At 33.9% G+C, this 22,704-nt stretch carries 18 protein-coding genes and 2 tRNA genes; 4 read left to right on the plus strand and 16 right to left on the minus strand.

Annotated features, from left to right (window positions below):
- Window positions 1–4: 4 nt before the first annotated feature.
- Genes ACHRVL_RS00045 through ACHRVL_RS00060 form a run of 4 tightly spaced genes read right to left on the minus strand, consistent with a single transcriptional unit; the run spans window position 5 to window position 6,374 of the window.
- Complete coding sequence (locus ACHRVL_RS00045; RefSeq protein ID WP_089052710.1) at window positions 5–529, minus strand: DUF3341 domain-containing protein; 525 nt, start codon at window positions 527–529, stop codon at window positions 5–7.
- Window positions 522–1,925 carry an NrfD/PsrC family molybdoenzyme membrane anchor subunit gene (nrfD, locus tag ACHRVL_RS00050; protein ID WP_089052709.1) on the minus strand — a complete coding sequence of 468 codons (1,404 nt, stop codon included), beginning with the start codon at window positions 1,923–1,925 and terminating at the stop codon, window positions 522–524. The genes ACHRVL_RS00045 and nrfD overlap by 8 nt, the downstream gene beginning before the upstream one ends.
- Before the next feature lie 34 nt (window positions 1,926–1,959).
- The gene (locus ACHRVL_RS00055) at window positions 1,960–5,013 is read right to left on the minus strand and encodes a TAT-variant-translocated molybdopterin oxidoreductase (RefSeq protein WP_395409413.1); all 3,054 of its coding nucleotides are present in this window, start codon (window positions 5,011–5,013) and stop codon (window positions 1,960–1,962) included.
- A gap of 32 nt (window positions 5,014–5,045) precedes the next feature.
- The gene (locus ACHRVL_RS00060; RefSeq protein ID WP_129053103.1) at window positions 5,046–6,374 is read right to left on the minus strand and encodes a c-type cytochrome; all 1,329 of its coding nucleotides are present in this window, start codon (window positions 6,372–6,374) and stop codon (window positions 5,046–5,048) included.
- 219 nt (window positions 6,375–6,593) lie between these two features.
- On the opposite strand from ACHRVL_RS00060, the gene ACHRVL_RS00065 reads away from it, so the two are divergent.
- Entirely contained in the window at window positions 6,594–6,983 is a 390-nt protein-coding gene (locus ACHRVL_RS00065) for an SPOR domain-containing protein (protein WP_089052706.1), read from the plus strand.
- 574 nt (window positions 6,984–7,557) lie between these two features.
- Here the strand turns inward: ACHRVL_RS00065 and infB are convergent.
- From infB to rimP, 3 genes are read right to left on the minus strand one after another with little or no spacing between them, the layout of a single operon-like run.
- Window positions 7,558–10,437, minus strand: coding sequence for a translation initiation factor IF-2 (gene infB, locus ACHRVL_RS00070; RefSeq protein WP_395409416.1), 2,880 nt, complete (start codon window positions 10,435–10,437; stop codon window positions 7,558–7,560).
- Window positions 10,438–10,496: 59 nt separating this feature from the next.
- Entirely contained in the window at window positions 10,497–11,750 is a 1,254-nt protein-coding gene (nusA, locus tag ACHRVL_RS00075; RefSeq protein WP_089052704.1) for a transcription termination factor NusA, read from the minus strand.
- A 13-nt stretch (window positions 11,751–11,763) separates the two neighbouring features.
- Window positions 11,764–12,228: a ribosome assembly cofactor RimP gene (gene rimP / locus ACHRVL_RS00080; protein WP_395409417.1), complete on the minus strand. Its 465-nt coding sequence runs from the start codon at window positions 12,226–12,228 to the stop codon at window positions 11,764–11,766.
- Between the two features lie 174 nt (window positions 12,229–12,402).
- Between rimP and ACHRVL_RS00085 the strand changes: the two genes are divergently transcribed.
- Window positions 12,403–13,227 (plus strand): universal stress protein, encoded by an 825-nt coding sequence (locus ACHRVL_RS00085; RefSeq protein ID WP_395409419.1) that lies wholly within the window; start codon window positions 12,403–12,405, stop codon window positions 13,225–13,227.
- A 73-nt stretch (window positions 13,228–13,300) separates the two neighbouring features.
- Here ACHRVL_RS00085 and ACHRVL_RS00090 read toward each other — a convergent pair.
- A tRNA-Gln gene (locus ACHRVL_RS00090) sits at window positions 13,301–13,371 on the minus strand.
- Between the two features lie 109 nt (window positions 13,372–13,480).
- Window positions 13,481–13,551 (minus strand) — tRNA-Gln (locus ACHRVL_RS00095).
- Window positions 13,552–13,796: 245 nt separating this feature from the next.
- Here ACHRVL_RS00095 and ACHRVL_RS00100 point away from each other — a divergent pair.
- Both ACHRVL_RS00100 and ACHRVL_RS00105 read left to right on the plus strand, forming a co-directional pair.
- Window positions 13,797–17,078: a DUF2723 domain-containing protein gene (locus tag ACHRVL_RS00100; RefSeq protein ID WP_395409420.1), complete on the plus strand. Its 3,282-nt coding sequence runs from the start codon at window positions 13,797–13,799 to the stop codon at window positions 17,076–17,078.
- Window positions 17,079–17,170: 92 nt separating this feature from the next.
- Window positions 17,171–17,806 (plus strand): polysaccharide deacetylase family protein, encoded by a 636-nt coding sequence (locus ACHRVL_RS00105; protein ID WP_089052700.1) that lies wholly within the window; start codon window positions 17,171–17,173, stop codon window positions 17,804–17,806.
- A gap of 21 nt (window positions 17,807–17,827) precedes the next feature.
- On the opposite strand, the gene ACHRVL_RS00110 is transcribed toward ACHRVL_RS00105, so the two are convergent.
- The 7 genes from ACHRVL_RS00110 to ACHRVL_RS00140 all read right to left on the minus strand — a co-directional run bounded on the left by ACHRVL_RS00110 (window position 17,828) and on the right by ACHRVL_RS00140 (window position 22,557).
- A complete protein-coding gene (locus ACHRVL_RS00110) occupies window positions 17,828–18,130 on the minus strand; it encodes a co-chaperone YbbN (protein ID WP_089052699.1) in 303 nt (100 codons plus the stop codon).
- A gap of 71 nt (window positions 18,131–18,201) precedes the next feature.
- Window positions 18,202–19,437, minus strand: coding sequence for a metallophosphoesterase (locus ACHRVL_RS00115; RefSeq protein WP_395409421.1), 1,236 nt, complete (start codon window positions 19,435–19,437; stop codon window positions 18,202–18,204).
- A gap of 165 nt (window positions 19,438–19,602) precedes the next feature.
- Complete coding sequence (locus ACHRVL_RS00120) at window positions 19,603–19,788, minus strand: hypothetical protein (protein WP_395409423.1); 186 nt, start codon at window positions 19,786–19,788, stop codon at window positions 19,603–19,605.
- A 107-nt stretch (window positions 19,789–19,895) separates the two neighbouring features.
- Window positions 19,896–21,230, minus strand: coding sequence for a sensor histidine kinase (locus ACHRVL_RS00125; protein ID WP_395409424.1), 1,335 nt, complete (start codon window positions 21,228–21,230; stop codon window positions 19,896–19,898).
- A gap of 9 nt (window positions 21,231–21,239) precedes the next feature.
- Window positions 21,240–21,914: a response regulator transcription factor gene (locus ACHRVL_RS00130; RefSeq protein ID WP_395409426.1), complete on the minus strand. Its 675-nt coding sequence runs from the start codon at window positions 21,912–21,914 to the stop codon at window positions 21,240–21,242.
- Window positions 21,915–22,099: 185 nt separating this feature from the next.
- Window positions 22,100–22,282 carry a hypothetical protein gene (locus tag ACHRVL_RS00135; RefSeq protein ID WP_089052694.1) on the minus strand — a complete coding sequence of 61 codons (183 nt, stop codon included), beginning with the start codon at window positions 22,280–22,282 and terminating at the stop codon, window positions 22,100–22,102.
- Between the two features lie 59 nt (window positions 22,283–22,341).
- Window positions 22,342–22,557 carry a hypothetical protein gene (locus ACHRVL_RS00140; protein WP_395409428.1) on the minus strand — a complete coding sequence of 72 codons (216 nt, stop codon included), beginning with the start codon at window positions 22,555–22,557 and terminating at the stop codon, window positions 22,342–22,344.
- Window positions 22,558–22,704: the final 147 nt, after the last annotated feature.

A 22,704-nucleotide genomic window follows, 5' to 3' on the forward strand; every position in this document is an offset into this window, starting at 1 on the left:
ACAATTAATTCTTTTCAATTACTTTAACTTCAACAGCTCCAGTTCCTTCAAAAAAAGTAACTAGTTCTGCCTCATTATTATTCACAGCAACTTCCATTAAAAAATGGTCATCTGTTGTTCTTACATCTGGATTTTCAGCTTCTTTAAACGGCCATAATCTACTTCTCATATAAAAAGTAATAACCATTAAGTGCGCCGCAAAAAATACAGTCATCTCAAACATAATAGGCACAAAAGAAGGCATATTTTGAATGAAGCTGAAACTAGGCTTACCTCCAATATCTTGCGGCCAATCGTGAATCATGATATAACTCATCATAAATGTAGCAAATGAAATACCAACACATCCGTAAAGAAAAGAACAAATTGCTAATCTTGTTGGTGCTAAACCCATTGCTTTATCCAATCCGTGAACAGGAAATGGAGTAAAAACCTCTTCAATATGATGATGTGCAGCTCTAGTTTTCTTTACTGCATCCATCAAAATATCATCGTCATTATAAATGGCGTATATTACTTTATTACTCATGATGTGAATCTTTATTTTTTGCTCTTTCTCTAATGTAATTATCTCCTGTTCCTTTTAGAATTGTTTTAACCTCTGCCTGTGCAATTACAGGGAATGTTCTAGAGTATAATAAAAACAATACAAAGAAGAAACCAATTGTTCCAATGAAAATTCCAATATCAACAAATGTTGGTGAGAACATTGTCCAAGAAGATGGAAGATAATCTCTATGTAAAGAAGTAACAATAATTACGAATCTTTCAAACCACATTCCGATGTTTACCACAATCGAAATAATAAATGAGAACATGATACTTGTTCTTAGTTTTTTGAACCACATAAACTGTGGAGAGAAAACGTTACAAGTCATCATTGACCAATATGCCCACCAGTAAGGTCCTGTAGCTCTGTTTAAGAATGCATATTGCTCATACTCTACGCCAGAATACCAAGCTACGAATAACTCAGTAATATAAGCAACACCTACAATCGAACCTGTAATCATAATAATGATGTTCATCAATTCGATATGTTGCAATGTGATGTATGCTTCAAGATTAGAAACTTTTCTCATAACGATCAACAATGTATTTACCATCGCAAATCCAGAGAATACCGCTCCAGCAACGAAGTACGGAGGGAAAATTGTTGTATGCCATCCTGGAATTACAGAAGTAGCAAAGTCCATCGATACAATCGTGTGTACAGAAAGTACAAGAGGAGTAGCTAAACCAGCTAATACTAATGATACTTCTTCAAAACGCTGCCAGTCTTTTGCTCTACCGCTCCATCCAAAACTTAAGATAGAATAAACTCTTTTGTTAAATGGAGTTATAGCTCTATCACGTAGCATTGCAAAGTCAGGTAATAAACCAGTCCACCAGAAAACTAATGATACTGAAAGATAAGTTGAAATTGCGAATACGTCCCAAAGTAATGGTGAGTTAAAGTTTACCCATAAAGATCCAAACTGGTTTGGAATAGGTAAAACCCAGTATGCTAACCATGGACGTCCCATGTGAATAATTGGAAATAATCCTGCTTGAACTACTGAGAAAATAGTCATTGCTTCTGCAGAACGGTTAATTGCCATTCTCCAACGTTGACGGAAAAGTAATAGTACTGCAGAAATCAAAGTTCCAGCGTGACCAATACCAACCCACCAAACGAAGTTAGTAATATCCCAAGCCCAACCAACTGTTTTATTTAATCCCCATGTTCCAATACCGGTAGATACGGTGTAAATTATACAACCTAACCCCCAAAGGAAGGCTATTAATGCGATTGAAAATACAATCCACCATTGTTTATTTGCAGGACCTTCAACAGGTGCTGCCACATCTACAGTTACATCGTGATATGATTTATCACCTATAACTAAAGGTTTTCTAATGGGTGCTTCGTAGTGAGACGACATAATCCTTTATATTGTTTCTTATTAATAATTTATTCTAAGTATTTCTAACTTTAACATGGTAAACCACATTAGGTTTTGTTCCTACATGCTCTAATAAATGATATGATCTATCATCAGCTGCTAATTTAGCAACTTTACTTTCGGCATCATTAACATCACCAAATATCATTGCTCCAGAAGAACAAGCACTTGAACAAGCTGTTTGGAATTCTCCATCAACAATTGAACGGCCTTCTTTTTTAGCATTTAATATAGTAGCTTGTGTCATTTGAATACACATAGAACATTTTTCCATAACACCACGTGAACGTACATTTACGTCTGGGTTCAATACCATACGACCTAAATCATCATTCATATGATAATCGAATTCACTGTTTTTGTTGTATAAGAACCAGTTAAAACGACGAACTTTATAAGGACAGTTATTAGCACAGTAACGAGTACCAACACATCTGTTGTATGCCATGTGATTTTGACCTTGACGACCATGAGAAGTCGCAGCAACCGGACAAACTGTTTCACAAGGTGCGTGGTTACAGTGCTGACACATTACAGGTTGGAATGCTACTTGTGGATTGTCTCCAGGTTTTTCCATTTCATTGAATGTAGACAATGAGCTAGACAAACCAGCAATACCTTCTTTTCTTTCGTTATCTCCAGCAAAAGTACTTTCAGAAGAATAATATCTGTCAATACGCAACCAGTGCATATCACGACTTCTTCTAACCTCAGATTTACCTACTACAGGAACGTTATTTTCTGCATGACAAGCAATAACACATGCTCCACATCCAGTACAAGCGTTCAAGTCGATTGATAAGTTAAAGTGATGTCCTGTAGAACGATCAAATGACTCCCATAAATCAACAGTAGTAGCTTCAACCTCTTGGTGATCTAAAGATACCATTGGTTGTTCGTTCCAATGTTTAGCATCTTCAGTATTAAAGATTTTTAAAGTTGTTTCTTTAATAATATCTCCTCTTCCCATTAATGTTTTTTGCCCTTGAACACATGCAAACTCATGCTCTCCATTGGCTTTTACAATAGAAATAGCTTGAACATTATTGAAGTTTTTATATAAAGCGTAAGCATTAATACCTACTTGCATTTCTTCTTTTAAAGCAGCTTTGCGACCATAACCTACAGCTAAACCAACTGTACCAACTGCTTGTCCAGGTTGAACAATTACAGGTACATTTTCTAATTTAGTTCCATCTGCAGCTGTAATAGTAGCATAACTACCATTTAAACCACCGTTTGCAACAATTTCGTTTGATAAATTAAATTTCTTTGCATCAGCATTAGAAACTGTTACATAGTTATCCCACGAAACTCTTGTGATAGGATCTGGAAACTCTTGCAACCAAGGATTGTTTGCATGTTGTCCGTCTCCCATTCCAGTTTTAGTATATAAAACTAATTCAAGATCTCCAGCAGCTTTTGATTTTGAAAGTGCACTTGCAGCACCTGCATAATCAAAAGAACCTCCATTTAAAGCACTTGAACCGTATACAAAAACACCATCGTGTAAAACTTTATTCCAAGAAGATCCTGCGATAATTGACCCTGAATTAACTTTAAGGTAATCGTAGAAATTCCCTGCAACACCATTCAATGATAATAAAACATCTTGAAGTTGTTTTGTATCAAAGATTGGACGAATTGTAGGCTGCGTTAAACTATATGTTCCTTTTGTAATCACTAAATCTCCCCAAGACTCTAAATAATGAGGAACCGGCGCAGCGATTGTTGATACAGCAGCAGTTTCATCTTCTTTTAAAGATAAAGCAACTGACGTTTTAACTTTTTTCAATCCAGAAACAAAAGAAGCAGAATCAGCTAAAGTATAAACAGGATTAACTCCACTCATGATTAAAGTATGAACACTTCCTGCATTCATATCTTTTAACAATTGAGCAACTACAGCATTAGAACCTTTTCTAATTTGTCTTGTTTCAGCTGTATTAAAAGCTTCACTAGACAAAGCTTGATTAATAGCTAAAACTAATAATTGCGCATTCTTATCTTCTAAGCCAGATACTAAAATTCCTTTAGAACCAGCTGCTTTTAATTGTTGAGCTGCTTTTTCAACTTCCGCTTTAAACTTAGCATCTAAAGAAACAGGAACTGAACCACCAACAACAACATTATAAATTTGAACTAAAGCTTGCTTTTGAGCAACTGTAGTCATTGGAACACGCTTATCAGCTGCAGCTCCAGATAATGTCATATTTGATTCAAACTGAAAATGACGAGACATTTTTCCGTTTTGAGGAATACGTCCTTTTGCATATCCAGCATCATATCCACCACCTTGCCAATCTCCCAAGAAATCAGCACCCACAGATACAATTAATGAAGCTTTTGAAAAATCATAATCTACTAAAGCTCTTTCACCATAAACAGTTTCAAAAGCATCTAACGCATCAGATGAAGAAACCGCATCGTAAACGACATGTTTAGCATTTGGATTTTTAGCAATAAACTCACCTATTAATTTCTCAGTAGATGGACTTGCTAATGTATTTGTTAATAATACTACCTGACCTCCTTTTGCTTTTGCATCAGCTAAACTTGATTTAATTTTTAAATCAACTGCTGACCAGCTGCTATTTTTTCCATCTAATTTAGGCTCTTTCAAACGCATACTATCGTATAATCCTAAGATAGATGCATGAATTCTAGCATTAGCAGAAAATTTAGCTCCAGAAATAGTATTGTTCTCAATTTTAATTGGACGACCCTCACGAGTTTTCACCAAAAGATTTGCAAAATCAAAACCATCAAAAACAGTAGTTGCATAGTAATCTGCAACACCAGGAATGATTTGCTCTGGTTGTAATACATAAGGGATAGACTTGTGCACAGGACCTTCACAAGCAGCAAGTGTAACTGCCGCAGTACTAAATCCTACGTACTTTAAAAAGTCACGACGTGAAGTTCCAGATGAAGCTAAAGCATCTGCATTTCCTAAGAATTCATCTGTAGGAATCTCTTCAACAAATTCGTTATTTCTAAGCGCCTCAACAATAGAACTATTTTCTAGTTCTTCAACACTTTTCCAGTATTTTTTGTTTGATGACATTGTATATAAATATTAAAATCTTAATAATTCGATTAATAGTGGCATTTACCGCATTCTAAACCTCCCATTTGCGCTGCAGTTAATTTCTCTACACCGTATTTTTTAGAAAGTTCAGCATGAATTTTATCATAATATGCATTTCCTTCCATCTTAACATCAGTTTTTCTATGGCAATCAACACACCATCCCATTGTTAATTTAGAGTATTGCTTCATGATTTCAAATTCTTGTACCGGACCGTGACAAGTTTGACATTCAACTCCTGCAACAGAAACGTGTTGAGAGTGATTGAAATAAACAAAATCAGGAAGATTATGAATACGAACCCATTTTACAGGCTTAGTTTTTCCAGTATAAGCTTGCTTAGTCTTATCCCATCCAACAGCATCATATAATTTTTGAATTTCTCCATCATAGAATGCTTTACTGTACTCTGCAGTAGCAGTAGTCTCAGCAACTTCAGAAATATTTTTATGACAGTTCATACAAACATTCAATGAAGGTATACCAGCAGTTTTACTTACACGTGCAGCAGAGTGACAATATTTACAATTGATCTCATTATCTCCAGCGTGAATTTTGTGAGAATAGTGAATTGGCTGAATTGGCTCATAATTTTGATCAACACCTACCTGCATCAAGTACCCGTACACAAAATAACCACTAGCTAAAAGCAAAAATATAGAAGTAACTAAAACTAAAAATTGATTTTTAGCAAAAGCTTTCCAAATTGGAGTTCTACCTTCTTTTGGTGCAACTTCAATTCCGTTATTACTTGCAACTTTAGTCAACACCTTGTTCACCATGAACAACATAACAACTAAAATAGCCATTACAAGAGCAAGGGCTCCTAAAATAATATTGTTAGAAATACCACCACCTTCAGCTTTTTGCCCAGGAGGAACAGTTCCTGGCGCACCAGCAGCAGGCTCAGCTTTTTTCTCAGAAGTAAAAGCAATAATATTATCAATATCACCTTCAGATAATTGAGGAAAAGAAGTCATTACTGCTTTATTGTTTTCCTCAAAAAGTTTAACCGCAACAGGATCACCTGACTTAATCATGTCAGAACTGTTATGCACCCATTTATAAAGCCAAGCTTTATCGTGCTTATCCGCAATTCCTCTTAAAGCAGGACCTGTTGATTTAGCATCTAATTTGTGACATGCAGCGCAATTTGCATTAAAAAGTTCTTTCCCTTTTACTGGATCACCACCTGTAGTCGCAGCCGGAGCAGCAGCTTCAGGAGCCGCAGGAGCAGCAGGATCTTGAGCAAATGAAGTTAGGGAGAAAATTAACGTTAGCGATAAACTAAGTAATAATTTTCTGGAGATCGAATTATGGTTACCCACCTTTTTCATATAGTATAATAATTATCTACTAATTTTTGGTATGATTTTTTCTATAGTAAATCAGACTAAAATTAATACCTTCTTTTAAAACTTGCACAAAAATACGACTTATGAACTATTCTCAAAACCTTAAAATACTCTTAAATATCAATTTATATCAATTCTAAATAATATTAAAATTTTCCATACAAACTTTAAATATTATTTTTGCACAAAAACCATCACATTATGAGAATTTTAACCCCTTCAAAAAACGTTTTCTTAACATTAGTAATCTTTGCTTTAGCAAACAATATTCATGCTCAAGATCAAAATTTAACAGTAAATCAAGATCCCAAATTTGAGCAATTAATGAACGAGAAACGTAAATTTAACACATCAATAAGTACAAATGATTCCTATAGAATTCAAATTTTTAGCGGAAAAAGCGAAGAAGCAAAAAAAACACTAGCCGACTTTAAAAGAGAATACTCAAACATTGATGGCACTATAATTTTTAATACCCCAAACTACAAAGTAATTGTAGGCAGTTTTAAGTCAAGAATCGAAGCAGAAAGAAATTTAGCAGATATCAAGAAAAAATACAAAAATGTATTCCTGCTAAAGCCGAATAAGTAAAAATAAGAAACAATAAAAATAAAGAACCACAAAAGCAACTCTTCACCGAGTTTCTTTTGTGGTTTTTTTATTATAACGAGGTATTTAAAGATACCAAACAAAAACTAACACCTAAACACAAAGCCCAAATTCAAAATTTACTTTTTCATTATCAACAGCAACCACTTCGCTACATTACATACAAACATCACAACTCAATCACAACTCCTAAAAAGCCATTTCCGACAACTTGCTACCAGACCAAAACAGCGCTTTTTTACCCAAAAACAACCTTATACACCAGATTTCCACACTATCCTTTCAACCACTCCCTTTTTGCCTTTAAAACACAATATGTTCTCTTTAGCACGAAAACATCAATACACCCTTCTAGTAAAACCTAACAACACGCAACAAAGTATCTTACTAAGAGAACTTCAAAACATATCACCTCGCAAAAAAATCACCAAAGAAAACACTAACCACAAAAAAACTCAATCTTAAAAAAAATACTCATTCTCTTATCAAAACCTAACAGTTCTAAACAAAAAAAATCCCGAAAAAATCGGGATTTATATTTTTAAAAAAAACGCTCTTATTTTAGTTTCTTTTTAATTGCAACTTCGTGATAAGCTTCAATAACATCATTCATTTCAATATCATTGAACCCTTTAATTTGAATACCACAATCATAACCTTTAGAAACTTCTTTAACATCATCTTTGAAACGTTTTAAAGCAACTAATTCTCCTGTATGCACTACAACTCCATCTCTAATAACTCTAATTTTAGAGCTTCTCAAAATCTTACCATCCGTTACCATACATCCTGCAATTGAACCAACTTTAGAAATTTTGAAAATCTCACGAATCTCAGCTGTTCCTAAAATTTCCTCTTTCATTTCAGGAGCTAACATTCCTTCCATTGCATCTTTCAAGTCATCGATCGCCGCATAAATAATAGAATAATAACGGATATCGATTTCTTCTTTATCAGCAAGCTGTCTAGCATTTCCAGCAGGACGAACGTTAAATCCAATAATGATCGCATCAGAAGCAGAAGCCAACATAACGTCAGTTTCAGTAATTGCTCCAACACCTTTATGGATAATATTAATTTGAATTTCTTCTGTCGAAAGTTTAGAGAACGAATCTGATAATGCTTCAACAGATCCATCAACGTCTCCTTTAAGGATTACATTCAATTCCTTAAACTGACCAAGAGCGATACGACGTCCAATTTCATCAAGAGTAATGTGACGTTGAGTACGTACAGATTGTTCACGCATTAATTGAGAACGCTTAGATGCAATTTGCTTAGCCTCTTTTTCGTCTTCGAATACATTAAACTTATCACCTGCTGTTGCCGCTCCATCTAAACCTAAAACAGATACCGGAGTCGAAGGACCAGCTTCTAAAACTGTATGCCCTCTTTCATCATGCATTGCTTTAACTTTTCCATGATGCTTTCCAGCAAGCATATAATCTCCAATTTTCAACGTACCTTGTTGTACTAAAATTGTCGAAACATAACCTTTTCCTTTATCTAAGAAAGCCTCAACAACAGTTCCCTGTGCAGCTTTATTTGGATTCGCTTTCAAATCTAAGATTTCAGCTTCCAATAAAACTTTCTCTAATAATTCTTTTACTCCCGTTCCAACTTTCGCAGAAATATCATGTGACTGAATTTTCCCACCCCAATCTTCAACAAGTAAATTCATACTAGCTAAACGCTCTTTGATTTTCTCAACATTAGCATTTGGTTTATCAATTTTATTGATCGCAAATATAATTGGCACTCCCGCAGCTTGTGCGTGAGAAATTGCCTCTTTAGTTTGCGGCATGATATCATCATCCGCTGCAACTACGATAATAGCGATATCTGTAACTTGAGCTCCACGTGCACGCATCGCGGTAAACGCCTCGTGACCTGGCGTATCTAAGAATGCGATTTTCTGACCATTATCAAGAGTAACCCCATAAGCTCCAATGTGCTGCGTAATACCACCTGACTCTCCAGCGATAACATTTTCTTTACGGATATAATCCAGTAAAGATGTTTTACCGTGGTCAACGTGACCCATTACCGTAACAATTGGTGCTCTAGTTACTAAATCTTCTTCTTTATCTTCAACAACCTCGATTGCTTCTTCAATATCAACAGTTATAAATTCAACCTCATAACCAAATTCGTCAGCAACAATAGTTAATGTTTCAGCATCTAAACGCTGATTCATCGTAACCATGATTCCAAGAGACATACAAGTTCCAATTACTTTTGTAATCGGCACATCCATCATGATTGCAATTTCACCTACAGTAACAAATTCAGTAACTTTAATTGTTTTACTTCCTTCGTCAAGAGCTCTTTGCTCATCATCAGATTTCTGACGGTGCGTTTCTCTTTTATCTCTTCTATATTTAGCCGCTTTAGATTTCCCTCCTTTACCTTGAAGTTTTTCAAGAGTCTCTCTAATTTGGTTTTTTACTTCTTCTTCAGTAGGCTCAACTTTAGCCACAATAGCTGGACGGTTTCCTTTTACAAAACCAGGTCTCGCACTTCTGTTCGTATTAAATCCGCCACCACCATTGTTTGGTGTTATCTTATTAGGATTTGGAGTTCCCGGCGCATTACCAGCTCCTTGAGGTTTTGGCGCCCCTGGAGTTCCTGGTTTAGGCGCAATCCTTTTACGTTTATTTTTATTGGCATTATTTCCAACACCTGGCGCACCAGGCTTATTAGGCGTAATTTTAGGATCTTCCTTCTTTTTCTTAGGTTTGTTAAATTGAGATAAATCAATTGTCTGCCCCGTAAGAGTTGTTCCAGATAATTTCTGATATTGAGTAGTAATTGTTTCTTCGGCAGTTGCAGGATCTGTTGAAACAATAGGCTCTTGCGCTGTTTTTGAAACTTCAGCTTTTACTTCTTTTTTCTCTGTAATAATAGGTTTCTCTACCTTTTTCTCTTCAGAAACTACAGGAGCCGCTGGCTCAGGCTGTACAACTTCTTTCTGAACTGGTTTTTCTGGTTGAGTTGGAGTAATAACTGCTTTTGGCTCTTCAGCTTTAACTGGCTCCTCAGTAGGAGTAGAAACAACTGCAGGTTTCTTCGGATTTAAATCTATTTTACCTACTTGCACAGGCCCAGTTACAATTGCTCTCGCTTTTATAATCTCCTGTTGCTTTTGGCGCTCCTCATCTTGTCTGCGTTTGTCTTCAATTTCTTTCTCACGCTCTACACGTAATGCTTCTTTTTCTTTTCTTTTCTCTTCTCCAACCTCTTTAGAAGCTTCCTTATTCCCCTTATCGCCCGCAAATTGGCTTTGCAGGATATTAAACTCACTATCAGAAATTTTCGCGTTTGGATTTGCATCAATAGCAATACCCTTATCTTTTAGATAATCAACAGCTCTTTCTAACGAGATATTTAATTCCCTTAAAACCTTATTTATTCTTATTACTCTCTCTTCAGACATATAACCTTTTTATTATTACCTTTTTCGTTGTGTTGTTAGAGCCAGACTTCAGCTGTTAACTAGCTGTCAAACTCTTCTTTTAGTATCTTCATAACATCCAGAATTGTTTCCTCTTCTAAATCCGTTCTTCTTACTAAATCTTCTACTTCTTGTTTTAAAATACTTTTTGCAGTATCTAAACCTATCTTAGCAAATTCCTCGATTACCCATTCTTCAATTTCATCTGAAAACTCTGTTAATTCAACATCGTCTTCATCCGCAACTGTACCAGCAACATCACCTTCACGAATAACATCTAATTCATAACCCGTTAATTGACCTGCCAATTTAATATTGTGACCACCTCTACCAATTGCTTTAGAAACTTCTTCTAATTTCAAGAATACTTCTGCTCTTTTGTTTTCCTCATCAATTTTGATCGAAGAAACTTTTGCAGGGCTTAATGCTCTTGTAATAAACAATTGAATGTTGTTTGTATAATTGATAACATCAATATTTTCATTTCCTAATTCACGAACAATACCGTGAATACGAGATCCTTTCATACCAACGCAAGCTCCAACTGGATCAATTCTATCATCATAAGAATCTACCGCAACTTTTGCTTTCTCACCAGGAATACGCACTACATTTTTAACCGTAATCAAACCGTCGAATACTTCAGGAATTTCTTGTTCAAATAATTTTTCTAAGAACTTCTCAGAAGTTCTAGACATAATAATTTGAGGTTTATTTCCTTTTAATTCAACGCTTTCAATAATTCCACGAACGTTATCTCCTTTACGGAAAAAGTCAGATGGAATCTGTTTTTCTTTCGGAAGTACAATTTCGTTTCCTTCATCATCAACTAAGATAACTACTCTAGGGCGTACGTGATGTACTTCTGCAGTATATATGTCACCAATAATATCTTTAAATTGCTTATAAAGATTTGTATTATCGTGTTCGTGAATTTTAGATATTAAGTTTTGACGCAAAGCCAAAATAGCTCTTCTCCCTAAATCGATCAATTTAACCTCTTCAGAAACTTCCTCGCCAATTTCAAAATCCGCCTCGATCATTCTTGCTTCAGTCAAAGTAATCTCTTCATTTTCAAAATCAAGATCTTCGTCAGCAACAATTACTCTTCTTCTCCAAATCTCCATATCTCCTTTATCAGGATTTATAATGATGTCGAAGTTATCATCAGAACCGTATTTTTTCTTTAATGCATTTCTAAACACGTCCTCTAAAATTGCCATAAGCGTTACACGATCAATAAGTTTATTGTCTTTAAACTCCGAGAATGAATCGATTAATGCTAAATTTTCCATGCGAATTCTTTAATTAAAATGTTACTGTAACAATTGCCTCTTTAATTTCTGTATAAGGTATTTGCTGCTCTTTTTGAACTGTTTCTTTTCCTTTTCCTATTTTTTTCGGTTCTCTTGCTTCCCAAGACAAAATTATAAAAACATCGTTAGCTTCTACTAATTCTGCTTCAATTTTTTCAGCATTTGTAGTAACAATCAATGTTCTACCAATATTTTTCTTGTATTGTCTTACCAATTTCAAAGGAGACCCTACTCCAACTGATGCTACTTCAAGAGAAAAATCTTGCTCTTCACGATCCAAGTTATTCTCAATTGCTCTACTAATATCGATGCAATCCTGCAGCGCCACTCCTGTATCACCATCTAAACCTACACTAATTTTAAAAGCATCAGAAACAGCCAAATCAATCAAAAAGATTGACGGCTTTTCTAAAAGAGCCTCCGCAATTAATCCGTTTACTTTTTCTTTAAATGTCATAATTTTATAAAAAGAGGGGACACTTAGTCCCCTCATTATTTAGATTTTAATAAATAACGGTGCAAATATAGTGATTTTTTTATAAATCAAAATAAATAGATCGCTCTAAAAATATTTCTTATCTTTATAGAAGCATTAATTTAACAGAATTTCTCATTATTCAACCCAAAAAACATGAAACAAATTCTAGTACCTACTGATTTCTCTGAACACGCAGAAGACGCCTTAAAAGTCGCTGCGCAAATTGCCCAAAAAAACAACTCCGAAATCATCATCCTTCATATGCTTGAACTTCCAAGCCAAATGAACGACGCTGTTTTAGGCGGCACCAGCATTCCCGAAACCATGCTTTTCATGAAAAAAGCAAACGAAATGCTGGACGAAATTTCATCAAAACCATATCTAGACGGCATTCAAGTGACTGAAATTGTAAAAATGGACAAACCTATTCACGGAATCACCCAAGTAAGCAAAGACCACAATATAGATTTAATTGTAATGGGGTCTCATGGCTCTTCTGGCGTTGAAGAATTACTAATAGGCTCTAACACTGAAAAAGTAGTACGCAACTCAGACATTCCTGTTCTTGTAATTAAAAAAGATATCAAAAATTTTAACGCATCCAACATTGTATTTGCATCTGATTTTTCAGAAGAAGCTAAAAAACCGTTCAAAAAACTCCTTGACTTCGCCAAAACATTTGAATCAAAACTGCATTTAGTCACAATTTGCACACCAAACAGTTTTAAAACCACACACGCAGCAGAGAAAGCCATTACCGATTTCATCACGGAATTTAACCTCAATGATTACACTACAAACATTTATAACGATACCAATATCGAAAAAGGAATCATAAATTTTTCTAACAAAATAAACGCAGATATTATTGGAATGTGCACACATGGAAGAACTGGTTTTGCGCACTTTTTTAACGGGAGCATCAGCGAAGGCTTAGTAAATCACGCCGTAAAACCTATTATCACTTTTAAAATATAAAACAATTAAGCAAAACCGACACACTTAAATTTTCCGCATAAAAAAAAGCCTCTCAAATGAGAGGCTTTTTATGTTGGTCTACTAGGACTCGAACCTAGAAAGACTGCACCAAAAACAGTTGTGTTACCATTACACCATAGACCAATAATGCTGTTAAGCGGGTGCAAAATTATAACTTTATTTAGTTTATGCAAATTTTTAGAGATATTTTTTTTTGCATAAAAAAAGCCTCTCAAATGAGAGGCTTTTTATGTTGGTCTACTAGGACTCGAACCTAGAAAGACTGCACCAAAAACAGTTGTGTTACCATTACACCATAGACCAGCAGTGCTGTTAAGCGAGTGCAAATTTAAGCCTTTATTTAATTTGCACAAGCTTTTTTATCAAAAAAATTCATTTTTTTTTCACTTTTTAGCTTCATACTTATTCAAAACACCAGAAGACACTCATAAACAACAAATTACTCTTCACGCATACTTTTATAGAATTTTTTGTTAATGCTCGTTTCTTTACACAAAAAAACATTTTCTTTGTAGGATTAAAAACATACAAAATTATAACACCTAAATATGGCACAATTCAATTTCAATAAATGGAATACAATTATTGGTTGGTTTGCATTTGCAATCGCTTTAATCACCTACACACTAACAGTTGAACCTACCATGAGTTTTTGGGATTGCGGGGAATACATAGCCACAGCGGCTAAATTAGAAGTGGGTCATCCGCCAGGAGCACCTTTATTTCAAATGATGGGTGCCTTTTTTGCGATGTTCGCCATAGATGCACAACATGTAGCCTTAATGGTAAATATGATGTCTGTTTTTTCAAGCGCCTTTACAATATTATTCATGTTCTGGTCATCGTCTATGATTTTAAAGAAAATTGTAGCTCGTTTTGCCGAAATTGACCAAAATAATTCTATTGTAATTCTAGGAAGTTCTTTTGTAGGAGCATTAGCTTACACTTTCTCAGACAGCTTTTGGTTTAATGCCGTTGAAGCCGAAGTATATGCAATGGCTTCATTATTAATCGCATTACTTTTCTGGCTGGGATTACGCTGGGAACAAGATATGGACAAGCCAAAAGGAAACAAATGGCTATTAATCATATCTTTAGTTGTTGGACTTTCGTTTGGTGTGCACTTTATGGCATTATTAACGATTCCATCAATCGGGTTTCTTTACTATTTTAAACATTACGAAAAAGTTACGCTTAAAAACTTTCTTATTGCAAATGTTGTTGTAATCGGGATTTTGTTGTTTATCTTTAAATTACTCTTGCCTTTAACAATGGCATTCTTTGGTAAAACTGAAATTTTCATGGTAAACAGCATGGGATTACCATTTAATTCAGGAACCATCTTTGTTGTTTTACTTCTAATTGCATTCTTCTATTTTGGATTAAAATTTACCAAGCAAAAAGGTTTAATTTTTTACAACACCATTATACTTTGCATCTTATTTATATTTATAGGTTTTTCGACTTGGATGATGCTTCCTGTGCGTGCTAACGCAAATACAGTAATCAATGAAAACAAGCCATCAGATGCTGCCGAAGTTCTAGCTTACTATAATCGTGAGCAATACGGAGTAAACCCGTTGTTCTACGGCCCTCAATACACTGAAGTTTTTGCAGGTCTGGATGCTAAAAACCCATACTTAGACAAAAAACCCAACTACGAGAGAGACGATAAAACTGGTAAATATATCATTACCAACAATTATAAAAACGCTGATCAAAATTCAGATGACAATCAAAAAACGATTCTGCCAAGAATGTGGAGTACCGAAACTGGACACATTCAGAACTACATCAGCTTTACAAACCCGCCTAAATTCAGAATCAACCCAAATTATAATTATGAGGATGATTTAGCAAAGTACGGAATTGACGCAAGCCAATTGAGCGAAGACGAATACAACAAAGCAACTGCTCAATTAAGAAATGAAGTTGAAAAAACTATTTCTGAATTTAAACATGCTTTTGCTCAAAAACAAATTGACAACGAAGGCTATGTTAAATTCCTAAACAGCTATAAAGATTATTTAATAATCGAAAAACCTTCAACTGTTGATAATTTCAGTTTTATGTTCGAATATCAATTTGGATATATGTACTGGAGATATTTAATGTGGAATTTTGTTGGACGCCAAAGCGATGTTCAAGGAAAATATGACAATTTAGACGGAAACTGGATCAGCGGAATCAAAGCTCTTGACTCTGTACATTTGGGATCTCAAGACAACCTACCTTCTGACGTTTTAAACAACAAAGGAAGAAATGTTTACTTTTTCCTTCCGTTTATCTTAGGTCTAATTGGACTAATGTACCACGCGAACAAAGATCTTAAAAGCTTTTATGTGCTTTTAGCCTTATTCTTATTTACTGGAATTGCATTAAAAATTTACCTGAACGAAAGACCTTTTGAACCTCGAGAAAGAGATTATGCTCTGGTAGGATCATTCTATGTCTTTGCAATCTGGATTGGTTTTGGAGTTTACTCTTTATATGAAAGTATCCAAAAATATATTGCTCCAAAAATTGCAGGACCAATTATTATTGCCGGAAGTTTATTAGCGGCTCCTGTTTTAATGGCCTCACAAAACTGGGATGATCACGACAGATCAAACAGATATACAGCTGTTGCAATGGCTAAAGCATATTTAAGTTCGTGCGATAAAGACGCCATTTTATTTACCATTGGAGACAACGACACCTTTCCTCTGTGGTATGCACAAGAAATTGAGCACTTTAGAACAGATGTGAAAATTGTAAATACAAGTCTTTTCATGACAGATTGGTATATTGACCAAATGAAAATGAAATCATACGAATCTGACCCTCTGCCTATTTCATTCACACATGAGCAATATGTTGGAGATAAATTAGATTACGTGGCGCATATCCCAAAGATAGAAACACGTTGGAATATCACTGATTTTATCGACTTTATCAAAAACCCTAAATCAACTGTAGGATTACAAAATGGACAAACAATTCATTTTTACCCAACAAATAAGATTAGAGTAAACATTGATAAAAATGCCATTATTAAAAATAAAGTTGTCAATCCTAAATACAACGACTCTATCGTTCCTTATATGGATATAGACATTAAAGGAAGCGCAATCTACAAAAATAGATTAATGATGCTTGACATCTTAGCTAATAACAATTGGAAACGACCAATTTATTTTAGTGGAGGTGCTTTTGATGACGAAGATTATTTATGGTTGAAAAACTATTTACAGTTAGACGGAATGGTCTACAAATTAGTTCCTATTAAAAATGTTCCTTCTAAAGATGGCGGACCAATGGACATGGGACAAATTGACGCTGATAAAATGTATGATATTGTAATGAAATGGGACTGGGGCAACAGCGAAAGTGAAAAAATCTATCACGATCCAGAAACTAGAAGAAACAGCATTACGTATAGAACAAATTTATCTCGCTTAATGAACGAACTTATTGCTGAAGGTAAAATTGACAAAGCTAAAAATATTATCAATTTAGCGATTACAAAAATGCCGTTAGATAAGTTTGGCTACTACTCTTTAGTTGAGCCGTTTGCTGGTGGATATTACAAAGTAGGAGAAAAAGCTAAAGCGCACGATTTATTAGAAAAACTAGTTAACAAGTACAGAGAAAATCTAGACTATTACAAAACTTTGAGCGGTTCAGACCAAACAGATTTAGCTATTGACATTATTACTGATATTGAACGATACAGAAGCCTGCTGCAAGTAATGAAAGAAAACAACGATAAAGCTTTTTACGAAAAACACAAAACAACGTTTAATACGTATGTAAATATTTTTGAGCGTTTTGGACGCGAAAAAGAATAATATACGAAAAATATATTAATTAAAAAAATGCAGTACTGCTTGATAAACAGTGCTGCATTTTTTAAATTTACTTATCTCTAAATAAGTTAACAATGAGCTTTTATTGGGTAAAAACTAATTCATTCATAAAAACGGTGTTTTCTAAATATTGTTGGGACATTCCAAACAACGAAAAGAAAATATACCTCACCTTTGATGATGGCCCAACTCCAGAAATTACAGATTGGGTATTAGCTGAACTGAGAAAATTTGATGCAAAAGCTACCTTTTTTTGCATTGGAAAAAACATTAAAGCCAACTTATCCTTATTTGAAAAGCTTATAACTGACGGACACAGCATAGGAAATCACACCATGAACCATGTTAATGGCTGGAAAAGTAACAACGATGATTATATTGAAAATGTAAAAAATTGTGCCGCTATTTTAGAAGAAGAAAAAACATGCAATTTATTATTTCGTCCTCCTTATGGAAAAATAAAAAAAGCACAATCTAAAATTTTACGCAAGTTAGGCTATAAAATAATTATGTGGGATGTTTTGAGTGCTGACTTTGACCAAAGTATTACTCCTGAAAAATGCCTTGAAAACGTTACAAAAAATGTAAAATCAGGAAGTGTAATTGTATTTCATGACAGCATAAAAGCGTCGCCAAATTTAAAATTTGCTCTTCCAAAAACATTACATTTCTTAAAAGAAAACGGCTATAAGTTTGATATTATTCACTAAATAATATCACTGCCATAACTTTTAAAAATCAAATTGATCTTGAACAATACCGATAAGAGTATTAGCATCAAGTTCTCCAGACTGTCTCCAGATCATTTGCCCTTCTTTATAAATCATCAATGTAGGCAGCCCTTTAATTCGCAATGCCTCAGCCAATTCTTGATTCTTATCTACATCAATTTTAATTACCTTAGCTTTGTCGCCTAGCGCAGCCGCAACATCCTTAATAACAGGATGCATCGATACTGATGATTCGTTCCAATCTGTGTAAAAGTCAATTAACACTGGAACCTGAGCATTTATAAGTTCTCCAAATTTTGACATAAAACCAAAAATTTAATTCTTTTAATCTAGTTAAAAAAGATAATTAATACAAATGTAGCATTTTTAACGAATTAAGCCACATTGTTCCCCTTTTTTAGTTCAATGACCGTTATTTCAGGCATAATTCCAACTCTTCCCGGATAGGCATGAAAACCAAACCCGCGGTTAACATAAACGTATCTTTTAGACTCTTCGTATAATCCTGCCCATTGTTTATAAATATATTGTGCGAGACTCCATTTAAAATATCCTGGTATTTCAATTCCAAACTGCATACCATGAGTATGACCAGACAACGTTAGATGAAAGTTTTTAGGATGTTTTTTTACTTCATGCTCCCAATGACTTGGATCGTGACTCATTAAAATTTTAAAATCCTCTTGATTTACGTGCTCTGAAGCTTTATTTAAATCCCCTGCTTTCTTAAAATTTGCCCCCCAGTTTTCCACTCCAATTAGAGCAATTTTATCATCACCTTTCTGAATATATCTATGCTCGTTAAGCATTAATTCAAACCCAATTTGGCCATAAAGATTTTTTATACCCTCAAAATTCTCCTTTTTTTCTTTTTCAGAAGACCAGGCAACATACTCCCCATAATCATGATTTCCTAAAACAGAAAACTTACCATACTTATAATCTTTAATACGATTGAATGTTTCCAACCAAGGATGCATTTCTTTAGCATGAGTATTTACAATATCTCCCGTAAATAAAATCATATCAGACTCCTGTTCATTTATCAAATCAATAGCATAATTTATCTTTTCAGGATTATCAAAACTTCCGCTGTGAACGTCCGAAATTTGAGTGATTTTAAAACCGTCAAATGCATCTGGCAAATCCGGAAAAAAAATAGTTTGCTTGATTACTTTAAAATTATACTTCCCCTCAAATATTCCATAAATCAAAGATAAAAAAGGTACTGCAGCTAATCCTAGCGCAATCTGACTCACAAACTTTCGTCTATCCGGCATCATTTCTTTGCGAGGCGTATTATAAATAAAATAATTGAAGATGCTGGCACCAATTCTAAAAATGTCTTCACTAAATAAAACTACTGTAATTACAATTTTTGGTACATAAACAAGTAACATCAAACCTGTTGTAAACATAAACTGTTTAGTTTGACCAACTGATCGATCTACCTGAGAAAAAGAATATAGGATAAATGCCAAAAGCAAAAAACTGATAATCTGGTAGCTTATTAAAACCCATCTTAACTTAATAAGAGTGCGAAAAGCCTGGTAGGAATAAAATTCAAGAAGCAAAAAGAGGACGCAAAGGATTATAAATTTAAGAATCATTAATTATAGTTTTAAGCAAAGTAACAAAGAATGAAAATTTTATCGCTTTTTATTATCAAAAATTTAACTCAAACAAAAGCAAAAGCCGATAGATTACTCTATCAGCTTTTTTATTACAATTTTTTCTAAAACCTTGTACAGGTTACTTCAGCAAACTAATGCTTTTTATTTTTTTCCTTTTGCTGCTTCTGGCTTAGCGGCTTCTGGTTTTGCCGTTTTTTTATCCATTTTTTTGTCTTTTTTCGGAGCTTTAGCCTCTTTTACTGGTGCAGCTTTTGCTGGAGTCGTTTGAGCGTTTATCATAGCAGTTGTTCCTAGAACAGCAATTGCTAACATTACTAATTTTTTCATGATTGTTGCTTTTTTTATGATTATTATCTTTTATTATTATCCAAAGGTAAAACCACAAAATGAAGACAACATGAAGTTTGGTAAGTAGGAAAAATTTTAACAAATAATTAGGCTTTAGCCGCCTCAGGAAAACATAAAGTAAAAATTGTTCCTTTATTCATACTAGAAACAACTCTGATTTCAATATGATGAAAAACCGCTATACTTTTTGCTATCGCAAGCCCCAGCCCCTGCCCTTCCTGATCAGAACTAACTCTGGCAAACCTATTAAAGATATTTTCAATTTGAAAATCACTCATTCCAATACCAGAATCCGTAATTGAAATAAAATATTGATTCAGTATAAAACCATCGCTGACTATAATACTTCCATCTGGTTTATTGTACTTAATTGCATTCGTTACCAAATTATAAATAAGAATATGAAGCAGGGTTTTATTTCCTCTAAAAATTATACCATTCTTCATCTCATTTACAAATTGAATTCCTTTATCTTCAATTCGATCTTGCAGATCCTCCTCGACATCATTTATAATTTCATGAAAATCAATTTCCTCATTAGCTTCATATTGATTATTTTCAATTCTAGAAATCAACAATAGATTATTGATTATTTTTTTCAGCATATCCAATGTCTTTAATGAACCTGCTATTTTATCAAAAGCATTTTCATCTAAAGATTCATTCTGTAATAAATTTTCGAACTTGCTTTTGAGTAAAGCAATTGGTGTAAGAAGTTCATGAGAAACATTCGAAATAAACTGCTTTTCTTTTTTAAAAAGCTCTGCGATACGATCCATCATTTGGTTCAAAACCAAATCCAGCTCTCTAAAATCACGGGATTTTGCTTTTATGGGCGTATGATCAAAAACTTCAGGTTCATTAACGCGCCTTATTTTTGTATCGATAATTTTATAAAACGGCTTCAGCAAATACTCTATATAAACGGTATCTGCCAAAAAAGTCACCAAAAGAATAATAAATAAAACTATGATAATAAAAAACCTAATTATAAAAGTAAGATCATTTACCTCCCCGAGACTGCTGCCAATTTCGAGCTGATAACCTTCATTTCCAAAACTAAAATGATATGTCAGAATCCTATATTCGTTTTCTTCGCCTTCAATAATGCGAAATTCATTTGTAAAGGTTGTTTTCTTTTGATCAGGCCTGATCGGAGCTTTTGAGAGAACTAAAAACTCACTGTGAAGTGTCGAAAATTGCGAATAAGTCTCAGTCGAGTCCCCTTCATTTTCGATAAAATCATTAATTTCCTGTTGATTTAAATGCTTTATAAACTTTTCTTTTTTTTCAATAAGACCATTATTAATATGTCTATAAACCACCTTTTCGACTAAAATAGGAAGCATCAGCCATAAAATCAAAATCACCAACAATCGTGTCAGTGCATTAAAAATCGCTAGTTGATGTTTTATCTTCACAATATTTATTTATTCATTAATTCGATAACCCACATTTCTAACGGTTTCAAACCAATCTATCGGGGCATGTTTGTCTAATTTTTTTCGAAGGTTTCGAACATGGACATCAATAAAATTAGAATCTGAATTTATCTCGAGAATATCTCCCCAAATATGTTCTGTTAACTGCAATCTTGTAATTACACGGTTTTTATTTAGAACTAAATATTGAAAAACATCAAATTCTTTTTTAGTCAGACTTAAAGGCACTTCGTTATAACTCACTTTATAATCCTGAAGCTGAAGCAAAAATCCGTGAATACTTAAATTATTCAAAGTAAATCCATGAATTCTACGAATTACAGCAAATAATCTGGCCGCCAATTCCGTCAAAGCAAAAGGTTTGGTTAAATAATCATCAGCCCCCAAATGAAGCCCATTTATTCTATCATCTAATTCTCCACGTGCTGTAAGCACAATTACCGCAATTTTTGATTTTGTTTTTCGAATAGTCTGTAAAACTTCAAAACCATCTCCATCAGGCAAACCAAGATCGAGCAGCATAGCATCATAATCATTACTTGCAAATTCTTCAAGAGCATCGGCACAATTATTTGCTATTTTACAGATATAACCTGCTTTGCACAAAAAGTCGTAAACTTCAACTGCAAGTTCTTTATTATCTTCAACAATCAAAACATTCATAAAACATCTTTTAAGTGCAACTAAAATTAATCAATTATCAAAAATCAAATGACACATTATTAAAAAATTAACGAACAAAAAAAGCTGACAAATTTCTTCATCAGCTTTCTTCAACCGCATTCTCCACAATCATTAATCCTACTTTGTCTCCTTACAATCTTTTGAAGACAAAACATTAGCAATGTTTATTTTTTCACGGTGGCAGTTTCTTCTTTTGGAGTTTCAGCTTTTGCTTTTTTGTTTGATTTATGATGGTGTTTTGTAGCTTTCACCTCTTTTGCAGGAGCTGCCTGAGTTGGAGTGGTTTGAGCACTAACCATTACACTTGTTCCTAAAACCGCTGCTAATACAATAAATAAATTTTTCATGATTTCTAAATTTTTAAATTAATTACACTTGTTTTATTAATAACCTTAACCTTATATATTTATTTTTTTGCTTTTACTGTCTCTTCTTTTGAAGCTGTATTTTTTTTATGTTTTGTTGCTTTTATTTCTTTTGCAGGAACCGTTTTACCCTCTTTTGCAGGAAATGCATGAACCATTGCACTTGTTCCTAAAACTGCGACTAATAACATTAATAAATTTCTACTCAAGCTTAGCTGTTTGCTTTTTTGGTTTTCGTGAATCTTCGATTTCATCATTTCTTAAGATTTAATATTCAATTCCTTTTATTTTACAGATCAAAAGTACCCTCCTAAAATGAAGAGAAAATGAAGAAATCTCCGAATAAAAAATTTTAACTTGACATTAACGCTTTATCGTTTTTAACCATATAAGTTATCTAAGTT

Source organism: Flavobacterium sp. FlaQc-28 (genome assembly GCF_044007415.1).
Lineage (GTDB): Bacteria > Bacteroidota > Bacteroidia > Flavobacteriales > Flavobacteriaceae > Flavobacterium.

Excerpts from the sequence above, each read along its gene's own strand:
- ACHRVL_RS00135 (WP_089052694.1), bottom strand. The coding sequence starts at position 22,282 with ATGAAAAATTTATTTATTGTATTAGCAGCGGTTTTAGGAACAAGTGTA.
- ACHRVL_RS00105 (WP_089052700.1), top strand. The coding sequence starts at position 17,171 with ATGAGCTTTTATTGGGTAAAAACTAATTCATTCATAAAAACGGTGTTT.
- ACHRVL_RS00100 (WP_395409420.1), top strand. The coding sequence starts at position 13,797 with ATGGCACAATTCAATTTCAATAAATGGAATACAATTATTGGTTGGTTT.
- infB (WP_395409416.1), bottom strand. The coding sequence starts at position 10,437 with ATGTCTGAAGAGAGAGTAATAAGAATAAATAAGGTTTTAAGGGAATTA.
- ACHRVL_RS00045 (WP_089052710.1), bottom strand. The coding sequence starts at position 529 with ATGAGTAATAAAGTAATATACGCCATTTATAATGACGATGATATTTTG.
- rimP (WP_395409417.1), bottom strand. The coding sequence starts at position 12,228 with ATGACATTTAAAGAAAAAGTAAACGGATTAATTGCGGAGGCTCTTTTA.
- ACHRVL_RS00120 (WP_395409423.1), bottom strand. The coding sequence starts at position 19,788 with ATGAAAAAATTAGTAATGTTAGCAATTGCTGTTCTAGGAACAACTGCT.
- nrfD (WP_089052709.1), bottom strand. The coding sequence starts at position 1,925 with ATGTCGTCTCACTACGAAGCACCCATTAGAAAACCTTTAGTTATAGGT.
- ACHRVL_RS00130 (WP_395409426.1), bottom strand. The coding sequence starts at position 21,914 with ATGAATGTTTTGATTGTTGAAGATAATAAAGAACTTGCAGTTGAAGTT.
- ACHRVL_RS00085 (WP_395409419.1), top strand. The coding sequence starts at position 12,403 with ATGAAACAAATTCTAGTACCTACTGATTTCTCTGAACACGCAGAAGAC.
- ACHRVL_RS00055 (WP_395409413.1), bottom strand. The coding sequence starts at position 5,013 with ATGTCATCAAACAAAAAATACTGGAAAAGTGTTGAAGAACTAGAAAAT.
- ACHRVL_RS00065 (WP_089052706.1), top strand. The coding sequence starts at position 6,594 with ATGAGAATTTTAACCCCTTCAAAAAACGTTTTCTTAACATTAGTAATC.
- ACHRVL_RS00110 (WP_089052699.1), bottom strand. The coding sequence starts at position 18,130 with ATGTCAAAATTTGGAGAACTTATAAATGCTCAGGTTCCAGTGTTAATT.
- ACHRVL_RS00115 (WP_395409421.1), bottom strand. The coding sequence starts at position 19,437 with ATGATTCTTAAATTTATAATCCTTTGCGTCCTCTTTTTGCTTCTTGAA.
- ACHRVL_RS00140 (WP_395409428.1), bottom strand. The coding sequence starts at position 22,557 with ATGATGAAATCGAAGATTCACGAAAACCAAAAAAGCAAACAGCTAAGC.
- ACHRVL_RS00060 (WP_129053103.1), bottom strand. The coding sequence starts at position 6,374 with ATGAAAAAGGTGGGTAACCATAATTCGATCTCCAGAAAATTATTACTT.
- nusA (WP_089052704.1), bottom strand. The coding sequence starts at position 11,750 with ATGGAAAATTTAGCATTAATCGATTCATTCTCGGAGTTTAAAGACAAT.